This is a genomic window from Phenylobacterium sp. (assembly GCF_016793285.1).
In the GTDB taxonomy this organism is placed as follows: Bacteria; Pseudomonadota; Alphaproteobacteria; order Caulobacterales; family Caulobacteraceae; genus Phenylobacterium.
The window spans coordinates 1-8,070 of sequence record NZ_JAEUMO010000198.1 but is presented as its reverse complement, the minus strand read 5'-3'; the positions used below and the strand labels follow the sequence as shown (position 1 = coordinate 8,070).

At 70.2% G+C, this 8,070-nt stretch carries 11 protein-coding genes; 9 read left to right on the top strand and 2 right to left on the bottom strand.

Annotation, left to right across the window (positions count from 1 at the left end):
* Window positions 1-79 precede the first annotated feature (79 nt).
* Entirely contained in the window at window positions 80-349 is a 270-nt protein-coding gene (locus JNL41_RS17085; protein ID WP_293477046.1) for a helix-turn-helix transcriptional regulator, read from the top strand.
* On the opposite strand, the gene cobS is transcribed toward JNL41_RS17085, so the two are convergent.
* Complete coding sequence (gene cobS / locus JNL41_RS17080) at window positions 346-1,347, bottom strand: cobaltochelatase subunit CobS (protein WP_293477044.1); 1,002 nt, start codon at window positions 1,345-1,347, stop codon at window positions 346-348. The two genes, JNL41_RS17085 and cobS, sit on opposite strands and share 4 nt — an antisense overlap.
* A gap of 114 nt (window positions 1,348-1,461) precedes the next feature.
* On the opposite strand from cobS, the gene JNL41_RS17075 reads away from it, so the two are divergent.
* Window positions 1,462-1,833 (top strand): limonene-1,2-epoxide hydrolase family protein, encoded by a 372-nt coding sequence (locus JNL41_RS17075; RefSeq protein WP_293477042.1) that lies wholly within the window; start codon window positions 1,462-1,464, stop codon window positions 1,831-1,833.
* An 18-nt stretch (window positions 1,834-1,851) separates the two neighbouring features.
* On the top strand, window positions 1,852-2,718 hold the full coding sequence (locus JNL41_RS17070; protein WP_293477040.1) for a TauD/TfdA family dioxygenase: 867 nt from the start codon (window positions 1,852-1,854) through the stop codon (window positions 2,716-2,718).
* On the opposite strand, the gene JNL41_RS17065 is transcribed toward JNL41_RS17070, so the two are convergent.
* Window positions 2,715-3,986, bottom strand: a complete 1,272-nt coding sequence (locus JNL41_RS17065) for an MFS transporter (protein ID WP_293477038.1) — start codon at window positions 3,984-3,986, stop codon at window positions 2,715-2,717. The genes JNL41_RS17070 and JNL41_RS17065 overlap by 4 nt on opposite strands.
* 503 nt (window positions 3,987-4,489) lie before the next feature.
* Between JNL41_RS17065 and JNL41_RS17060 the strand changes: the two genes are divergently transcribed.
* The 6 genes from JNL41_RS17060 to JNL41_RS17035 form a co-directional block, all read left to right on the top strand.
* Window positions 4,490-4,738 (top strand): hypothetical protein, encoded by a 249-nt coding sequence (locus JNL41_RS17060; RefSeq protein WP_293477036.1) that lies wholly within the window; start codon window positions 4,490-4,492, stop codon window positions 4,736-4,738.
* A gap of 74 nt (window positions 4,739-4,812) precedes the next feature.
* Complete coding sequence (locus JNL41_RS17055; RefSeq protein ID WP_293477034.1) at window positions 4,813-5,955, top strand: aminotransferase class I/II-fold pyridoxal phosphate-dependent enzyme; 1,143 nt, start codon at window positions 4,813-4,815, stop codon at window positions 5,953-5,955.
* A 133-nt stretch (window positions 5,956-6,088) separates the two neighbouring features.
* Entirely contained in the window at window positions 6,089-6,505 is a 417-nt protein-coding gene (locus tag JNL41_RS17050) for a helix-turn-helix domain-containing protein (protein ID WP_293477032.1), read from the top strand.
* 2 nt (window positions 6,506-6,507) lie between these two features.
* The gene (locus tag JNL41_RS17045) at window positions 6,508-7,374 is read left to right on the top strand and encodes an alpha/beta hydrolase (RefSeq protein ID WP_293477030.1); all 867 of its coding nucleotides are present in this window, start codon (window positions 6,508-6,510) and stop codon (window positions 7,372-7,374) included.
* On the top strand, window positions 7,371-7,736 hold the full coding sequence (locus JNL41_RS17040; protein ID WP_293477028.1) for a DUF4180 domain-containing protein: 366 nt from the start codon (window positions 7,371-7,373) through the stop codon (window positions 7,734-7,736). Before JNL41_RS17045 ends, JNL41_RS17040 begins: the two co-directional genes overlap by 4 nt.
* 16 nt (window positions 7,737-7,752) lie before the next feature.
* The coding region (locus JNL41_RS17035) for a hypothetical protein (RefSeq protein WP_293477026.1) at window positions 7,753-8,070 on the top strand (318 nt) is incomplete at its 3' end.

The following is an 8,070-nucleotide window of genomic DNA, read 5'->3' as shown; positions in this document are numbered from 1 at the left end:
CGGAGCAAGCTCGGTCGCGCCGGCGCTGCGCCGCCGGTACTCAAGTCCCTGCGTAGCCTGGGGAATCTAGGGAATTCCGATGACCGACGTGAATGCGTTCGTTGGCCGCCGTATGAGGCGGCGGCGGCGTCTGATGGGGCTCACCCAGCAGGACCTCGCCGCCGCCTGCGGCGTCACCTTCCAGCAGGTCCAGAAATACGAGAGCGCGAGCACGCGCCTCACTGTGGAGCGGCTCTGGCGAGTGGCTCGTGCGCTGCAGGTGGACGTGGCCTACTTCTTCATCGGCCTGGCGCACGAGGACTTGTCTCCCCGCGGCCTCGGCGGCGCGGCCGCGCGGATCGGCGCCTAGGCGACCCGCACCCGCGCCGTACTCTCCGGCAGGTCCTGGCCGAAGGCGCGCTGGAAGAACTCGGCGACCGTGCCGCGCTCCAGCTCGTCGCACTTGTTCAGGAAGGTCATGCGGAACGCGAGCCCGATGTCGCCGCCGAAGATCTCGGCGTTCTGGGCCCAGGTGATCACGGTCCGCGGACTCATGACCGTCGAGATGTCGCCGTTCATGAAGGCGTTGCGGGTCATGTCGGCCACGCGAACCATCGCGTTGATGGTCCGCTTGCCCTCGGCCGTCTGGTAGTTCGGCGCCTTCGCCAGCACGATCTCGGCTTCCACGTCGTGGCTGAGGTAGTTCAGCGTCGTGACGATCGACCAGCGGTCCATCTGGGCCTGATTGATCTGCTGGGTGCCGTGATAGAGGCCGGTGGTGTCGCCGAGGCCGATGGTGTTGGTGGTCGAGAACAGCCGGAAGTAAGGGTTCGCCCGGATCACCCGGTTCTGATCGAGCAGGGTCAGCTTGCCCGAAGCTTCCAGCACGCGCTGGATCACGAACATCACGTCCGGGCGGCCGGCGTCGTACTCGTCGAAGACGAGCGCGATCGGGCGCTGGAGCGCCCAGGGCAGCATCCCTTCGCGGAACTCGGTGACCTGCTTGCCGTCCTTCAGGACGATGGCGTCCTTGCCGACCAGGTCGATCCGGCTGATGTGGCTGTCGAGGTTCACCCGGATCATCGGCCAGTTCAGCCGCGCGGCCACTTGCTCGATGTGGGTGGACTTGCCGGTGCCGTGGTAGCCCTGGACCATGACGCGGCGGTCGTGGGCGAAGCCGGCGCAGATCGCCCGCGTGGTTTCCGGGTCGAACTTGTAGGCCGGATCGATGTCCGGCACATGCGGATCGCGCTCGCTGAAGGCCGGAACCTTCATGTCGAAATCCACGCCGAAGACCTCGCGCGTGGAAACCTCTCGGTCCGGCGTGAGCGTGATGAGCTTGTCTTCGGTGGTGTCGAAAGCGGCCATGGCCGGGTTCGATTACAAGCTTGCCGCGGTGTAAGCAAACGGGTGTTTCATCGGCAATCGAAGAAGCGCCGGCGCAGAAGCGAGGCGCCGCGAGGGAAGGGAAGGAGCGCCGCGATGGCTTCGAACGGCGAGATCATTCGCAACTTCATCGCCGCCTGGTCGAGGCTCGACGCCGCGGAACTGGCCGGGTTCTTCGCCGACGACGGCGTCTACCACAACATGCCCGCCCGGCCGGTCGCCGGACGCGCTGCCGTCCAGGCGTTCATCGCCGGCTTCGTCAAGGACTGGTCGGCGACCGAATGGGATGTGCTCAACCTCGTCGAGGCCGGTGACGTCGTGATCGCCGAACGGCTGGACCGGACCCGCGTGGGCGAGAAGCGGGCGGACCTCCCCTGCTGCGGGGTGTTCGAAATGCAGGGCGGCAAGATCAAGGTCTGGCGGGACTACTTCGACCTGGCGACGTACACTCGGGCACTGGGCGGCTAGACCCAGCGGAGGAATGCCATGGCGGACGGGGCGACGGCCGACCCGGTGCGGGTGAAAGCCGAGGAGAGCGGTTTCGGCGCCGAGGTGACGGGCGTCGATCTGTCGAGGCCGCTGCCGTCCGGCGTCATGGCGACGATCCGCGAGGCCTGGGCGAAGCACGCCGTCCTGTCGTTCCCCGACCAACCGCTGAGCCTGGATGCGCTGGAGGCGTTCACAATGCAGATGGGCCCCTTCGGCGAGGACCCGTTCATCGCGCCCATGCCCGGCCGGCCCAACGTGCTGGAACTGCGCCGCGAGCCCGACGAGAAGGCCCCGAATTTCGGTGGCGGCTGGCACTCGGACTGGAGCTTCCAGCCCGCGCCGCCGGCGGCCACCATCCTGCGCTCGGAAGTCACCCCGCCGGTGGGCGGCGACACGCTCTTCATCGACGCCGCGCGGGCCTACGACGACCTGTCGCCCACCATGAAGTCGCTGCTGGCCCCGCTGCGGGCGATCCACTCCGCCGGCCGGCCCTACGGTGCGAACGGCCTGTTCGCCCGCGAGACCGAGAAGCGGACGATGAAGATCCTGTACTCGGCCGAGGCCGACAAGACCCACCCGCACCCGCTGGTCCGCACCCATCCGGTGACCGGCCGCAAGGCGCTGTTCGTCAGCCCCACCTATACGGTGGGCGTCGAGGGGCTGACCGACATGGAGGCCGATGCGGTGCTGGGCTTCCTCTACAAGCACCTGCTGCAGGACAAGTACCGCTACCGCCACAGGTGGCGGGAGGGGATGGTGCTCATGTGGGACAACCGCTGCACCATGCATTTCGCCGAGGGCGGCTATGACGGGCACCTGCGCGTGATGCACCGCACGACCGTCGCGGGCGAAGCGCCCGTCTAGGTCTCGACGTAGCGTTCCTTGGCCGTGAACAGGCCGGCGAGGCTCAGGACTCCGGCCGCCACGAGATAGTAGCCGACGACCGTCAGGCCGCCCTTGTCCGCTAGCGCCTGCGCCGCGATGGGGGCGAGGCCGCCGCCGACGATGCCGCCGAGGTTGAAGGCCATCGACGCGCCGGTGTAGCGCACCCGGGGCGGGAACAAGCTGGGCAGGAAGGCGCCCAGCGGCCCGTAGACGAAGCCCATCGTGAAGAGCGCCAGCGACAGCCAGAGCCAGATCAGCGCGAGCGACCCGGCGCCCATCATCGCCCCCATCGCCAGGCCCACCAGCACCGTCGCGCCGCAGCCGGCCATCAGCACGCGGCGCGGGTTCGCGGCGTCGGCCCAGTAGCCGGCCGCGACGATGCCCGCCGCCAGGAACAGGATCGCCCCCAGTTGCACCGCCAGGAACGTCTCGCGCCCGTACCCCAGCTTGCCGGTCCCGTGCCCCAGCGCGAAGGCGGTCGAGATGTAGAAGAGCGCGAAGCAGGCCACGACCGCGAAGGTCCCGCCCAGCAGCGCGCCGAAGTGGCGCTTCACCACCTCGGCCATCGGCACGTGGCTCGCCTCGGACTCGGCCATCGCCTTCTCGAACGCCGGCGTCTCGCCGATCCGCAGGCGCACCCACAGCCCGAGGCCCACCAGGATCGCGCTGGCCAGGAACGGCAGCCGCCAGCCCCACTCGCGGAAGTCGTCGGCGCCGAGGCCCAGGCCCAGCAGCAGGAAGAGGCCGTTCGCCGCGATGAAGCCCACCGGCGCACCCAGCTGCGGGAACATCCCGAACCGCGCCCGCCAGCCCGGCGGGGCGTTCTCCACCGCCAGGAGCGCCGCCCCGCCCCATTCGCCACCGAGGCCGAAGCCTTGGCCGAACCGCAGCAGGCAGAGGAGGGCCGGCGCGATCCAGCCGGCCACGGCATAGCTCGGAAGGAAGGCGATGAGCAGGGTCGAAAGCCCCATGGTCAGCAGCGACGCCACCAGCGTCGACTTGCGCCCGATCCGGTCGCCGAAGTGCCCGAAGAACGCCGCGCCCACCGGCCGTGCGAAGAAGGCCACCGCGAACGTCGCGTAGCTCTGCAGCAACTGCGCCGACTCCGACGACTTCGGGAAGAACAGGTGCGGGAACACGAGGCTGGCCGCCGTCGCGTAGATGTAGAAGTCGTAGAACTCGACCGCCGTCCCCACCAGGCTCGCGCCCAGCACGCGTCGGTTCGATGCCTTCTCGTTCTCGGCCACGTCGGCGCCCCCTCTCGGGTCCGCCTTCGCCTTCGCCGCCGCCGAGGTCAAGTCTCGGGCGTGACTTGCGCGAACGCCGGCGCCACCCTGGGTCGAGCCGCAGAGCGAGCCGAGGCAGTCGATGTTCAGCGAGACGAGCTTTCTCCTGGTGTTCGGCCTGGGCGCCGCCTGTATCCTGCTTGGCTTCTTCCTAGTGGTGCGCGGCGTCGGGACCTCGGACAGCGAGTCTGCCGTCAAGGTGGTCGGGATCGAGATCCGCGCCTCGAAGGTGGGGCCTGGCGTCCTCTTCGCTCTCTTCGGCCTGGTCCTCGTCGTCACCGCCATCGTGAAGCAGGGCGGCCCGTCCGCGCCAGCGGCGCCGGCCGCAGCGCCCTCGACCCCGGCGCCGGCTGCGCAGAGCCGGTCTGCAACGGCGGCCGCAGGCGATCTCGTGAGCGAGTTGGCCGTCCGCAACGTCCACGCCAGCGTCGGCGACGCGGTGCTGCGCGACTGGACCGAGGACCGTGGGTCCCACTACGGCCGGCCTCGCCGAGGCGACCCTGGCGGCGCTGGGCCCGCGACGCCTGACCGCCGACGGCGTCGACCTGCTGAAGGTCAACTACTTCTACCTGCGCGAGGCGGGCGTGGACGACGAGGCGAAGCTGCCGGCCGACCACGTCATCGCGCCGGCCGCGCTGCAGCGGGCGATCGTCCTGGCCTATCGCGACAGGAACGGCGGCGCGGTCGCCTCGTTCGCCGACATCGCCCGCTAATCGCCTGCCGCGTTGCGGGCCACGCGCGCGGGGGTGGCTCTCGACATCGCGGCGCGGCCATGTAACCGGAGCGCATGAGCGCCGAGATCGACCCGTTCTACGCCATCTCCATCAGCGGCCTGGCCCAGCGGCTGAAGGCCGAGGGCCGCTCGGTGATCCACATGGAGTTCGGCCAGCCCTCCACCGGCGCCCCCAAGGCTGCCATCGAGCGCGCCCACGCCGTGCTGGACGCCGACGCCATGGGCTATTGGTCCAGCGACCCGCTGAAGGCCCGCATCTGCCGCCACTACGCCGAGACCTACGGCGTGACGATCGAACCGATCCAGATCGTGCTGACCTGCGGCGCCTCGCCGGCGCTGGTGCTGGCGCTGTCGTCGACGTTCAAGCCCGGCGACGTGATCGCCATGGCGCGGCCGGGCTACGTCGCCTACCGCAACAACGTCAAGGCGCTGCACATGGTCCCGCTGGAGATCGCCTGCGGTCCGGAGACCCGCTACCAGCTCACCGCCGAAACACTGGCCGCGCTCGACCCGGCGCCGGCCGGCGTGATCCTGGCCAGCCCCGCGAACCCCACCGGCACCATCGTCCCGGCCGACGAGCTGAAGGCGATCGCCGAGGTCTGCCGCGCGCGCGGCATCCGCATCGTCTCCGACGAAATCTACCACGGCCTCAGCTACGGCGAGCGCACGCACTCGATGCTGGAGTTCGAGCCGACCGCCGTCGTCGTGAACAGCTTCTCGAAGTACTTCTCGATGGCGGGCTGGCGCCTGGGCTGGCTGATCACGCCCCGCGCCGAGGCCGCCCGCGCCATCGCCTACATGGGCGCCCTGTTCCTGACCGCGCCGTCGCTGGCCCAGCACGCGGCGCTGGTGGCCATGGACTGTCGCGAAGAGCTGGAGGGCCACCTCGAGACCTATCGGCGCAACCGGGAACTCCTGCTGGCGGCGCTGCCGCGGCTCGGCCTGGATACGATCGCCCCGCCGGACGGCGCCTTCTACGTCTACGCCGACGTGGGCCGCCTGACCGACGACAGCCTGGCCTTCTGCAAGCAGCTCCTGTCGGACACCGGCGTCGCGACGGCTCCGGGCATCGACTTCGACCCCGTCGACGGCCACCGCTTCATCCGCCTGAGCTTCGCGGTCTCGACGCCCGAGATCGAAGAGGCCATCCGCCGCCTCGCGCCCTGGTTCGAGGCCGCCTGGGCGAAGGCGGCCTAGGACCGGCGGCGAAGGCCGGCTGTCGGCGGTGCTGTCGCCGGGACGCCGAAAATGTCTCAAAATGTATCATTGACTCCTAATTTATAGAACAATAAGGAACATTGGATCGCATCGAGTTGGAGGCTCGGGCCCAATGTCCCAGGACGTCTACACCGTCGAGCACGCCGCCGAGCGGCTGAAGCTCCACCCGAAGACGATCCTGCGCGCCATCAAGGACGAACGGCTGCGCGCCACCCGTGTCGGTAAGTCGTACCGGATCCTGCGCAGCGACCTAGAGGCGTTCGGCGGCCTGACTCCGCCCGCCAACGCCGCAGCCGCCGGCGCGCGCACGACCGCCATCGTCGACGTCCCGGACGTCACGCCGGACATGGCGCGCCGCCTGATGAGCATGGTCCCGGCCGTGCTGAACGGCCGTGAGCCCGGCGGCCTGCCCGCCCGCGCCGACGTGGTCTACGATCCCGAGGCCCGGACGGCGAAGGTGGTCATCCAGGCGAGCCCTGGCGACGCCGGCGCGCTGCTCAAGATCGTCCAGGTCTGGCTGGAGGGCTGACCATGACCGCCATCTGGAAGACCGCCGCGGGCGGCGAGGCCGTGCTCGCGCGCTATCGCGAGTTCCTGAAGCTCTGGCCGGGCGAGGCCGAGCCGTTGCGCGTGCCCACTGCGCAGGGCGAGACGTTCGTGATCGCGAGCGGGCCGAAGGGTGCGCCGCCTGTCCTGCTGCTGCACGGCTCGGCGTCGAACGCGGCGAGCTGGATGGGCGAAGCGGCGCGGCTCGTCCAGCACTTCCGCGTCTATGCCGTCGACATGATCGGCGAGCCGGGCCTTTCGGCCGCGGCGCGCCCGCTGCTCGCGAGCCACGTCTACGCCGACTGGCTGGGCGAGGTGATGGCCGGGCTGGGCGTGTCGCGCGCGGCCCTCGTCGGCATCTCGCTGGGCGGCTGGCTGGCGCTCGAGTACGCCACGCGGCGGCCGGACACGGTGAGCGCCGTGGCGCTGCTCTGCCCGGGCGGTGTCGGACGGCACAAGAACATCCTGATCTGGGCGCTGCCGCTGCTGATGCTGGGCAAATGGGGCCGGCAGCAGATCATGCGGCGCATGGCCGGCGGCGCGCCGCAGCCGACAAACCTCTCGCCCGCCGCCCAGGCGTATGGCGCGTTCATGGACCTGACGTTCGCCAATTTCCGCCCGCGCACGGAAGTGCTGCCGCCCTTCGCCGACGCCGAGCTGGCGCGGCTCGACATGCCGCTGCTGGCCATCCTGGGCGCCAAGGACGTGATGATCGACTCGGCCGGCACGCGCGAGCGGCTGGCCCGCAACGTCGCCGGGGCCGAGGTCGTCTGGCTGCCGCAGGCGGGGCATCTGCTGATCGACCAGGGCTGCGTGGTCGACGCCTTCCTGCAGAAGGCGCTGATTCCATGAGCGACGAAGTCCGCCAGATCGCCGGCGCAACGGTCTACGTCTGCGCCGCCGAGGGCCCGAAGCTCGACAGCGAGCGCGCGGCCACCGACATCATCGGCGACTCCTACGCAAGCCGGCCGGCGCTGGTGGCGATCCCGGTCGAACGGCTGGGTGCGGACTTCCTGGCTCTGAGCAATCGCATAGCCGGGAACGTGATCCAGAAATTCGTGAACTACGGCGTGGCCGTCGCCTTCGTCGGCGACGTCTCGGACGCGATCGCGCAGAGCACCGCGCTCCGCGACTTCGTCCGCGAGTCGAACCGCGGCCGCCACGTCTGGTTCGTCGCCGACATGGCCGAGCTGGAGGCCAAGTTGGCCGGCTGATGCTAGAGGCGGGGCCATGCGCCTCTACCTCGCCTCGTTCCGCACCGGCGACAGCTTCGCCGAGCTGATCCGCATGGCGGGCTCCGGCGCGCGGGTCGGCGTGATCTCGAACGCCGTCGACTTCATCCCCGCCGCCGACCGCGCGGCCTACGCGCGCCAGGTCTTCGACCCGATCGCCGACTTCGGCGACCGGGGCCTCGACGCCTACGATCTCGACCTGCGCGCCTACTTCGGGCGGCCGAGGGACCTCCTGGCCGAGCTGGAGCGGACCCGCCTCGTCTGGGCGGTGGGCGGCAACGCCTTCCTGCTGCGCCGCGCCATGCGCCAGAGCGGG

What these genes read in the sequence shown, in the direction of transcription:
- JNL41_RS17070 (WP_293477040.1), top strand. Translation starts at nt 1,852, where the DNA reads ATGGCGGACGGGGCGACGGCCGACCCGGTGCGGGTGAAAGCCGAGGAG.
- JNL41_RS17055 (WP_293477034.1), top strand. Translation starts at nt 4,813, where the DNA reads ATGAGCGCCGAGATCGACCCGTTCTACGCCATCTCCATCAGCGGCCTG.
- JNL41_RS17085 (WP_293477046.1), top strand. Translation starts at nt 80, where the DNA reads ATGACCGACGTGAATGCGTTCGTTGGCCGCCGTATGAGGCGGCGGCGG.
- cobS (WP_293477044.1), bottom strand. Translation starts at nt 1,347, where the DNA reads ATGGCCGCTTTCGACACCACCGAAGACAAGCTCATCACGCTCACGCCG.
- JNL41_RS17075 (WP_293477042.1), top strand. Translation starts at nt 1,462, where the DNA reads ATGGCTTCGAACGGCGAGATCATTCGCAACTTCATCGCCGCCTGGTCG.
- JNL41_RS17040 (WP_293477028.1), top strand. Translation starts at nt 7,371, where the DNA reads ATGAGCGACGAAGTCCGCCAGATCGCCGGCGCAACGGTCTACGTCTGC.
- JNL41_RS17045 (WP_293477030.1), top strand. Translation starts at nt 6,508, where the DNA reads ATGACCGCCATCTGGAAGACCGCCGCGGGCGGCGAGGCCGTGCTCGCG.
- JNL41_RS17050 (WP_293477032.1), top strand. Translation starts at nt 6,089, where the DNA reads ATGTCCCAGGACGTCTACACCGTCGAGCACGCCGCCGAGCGGCTGAAG.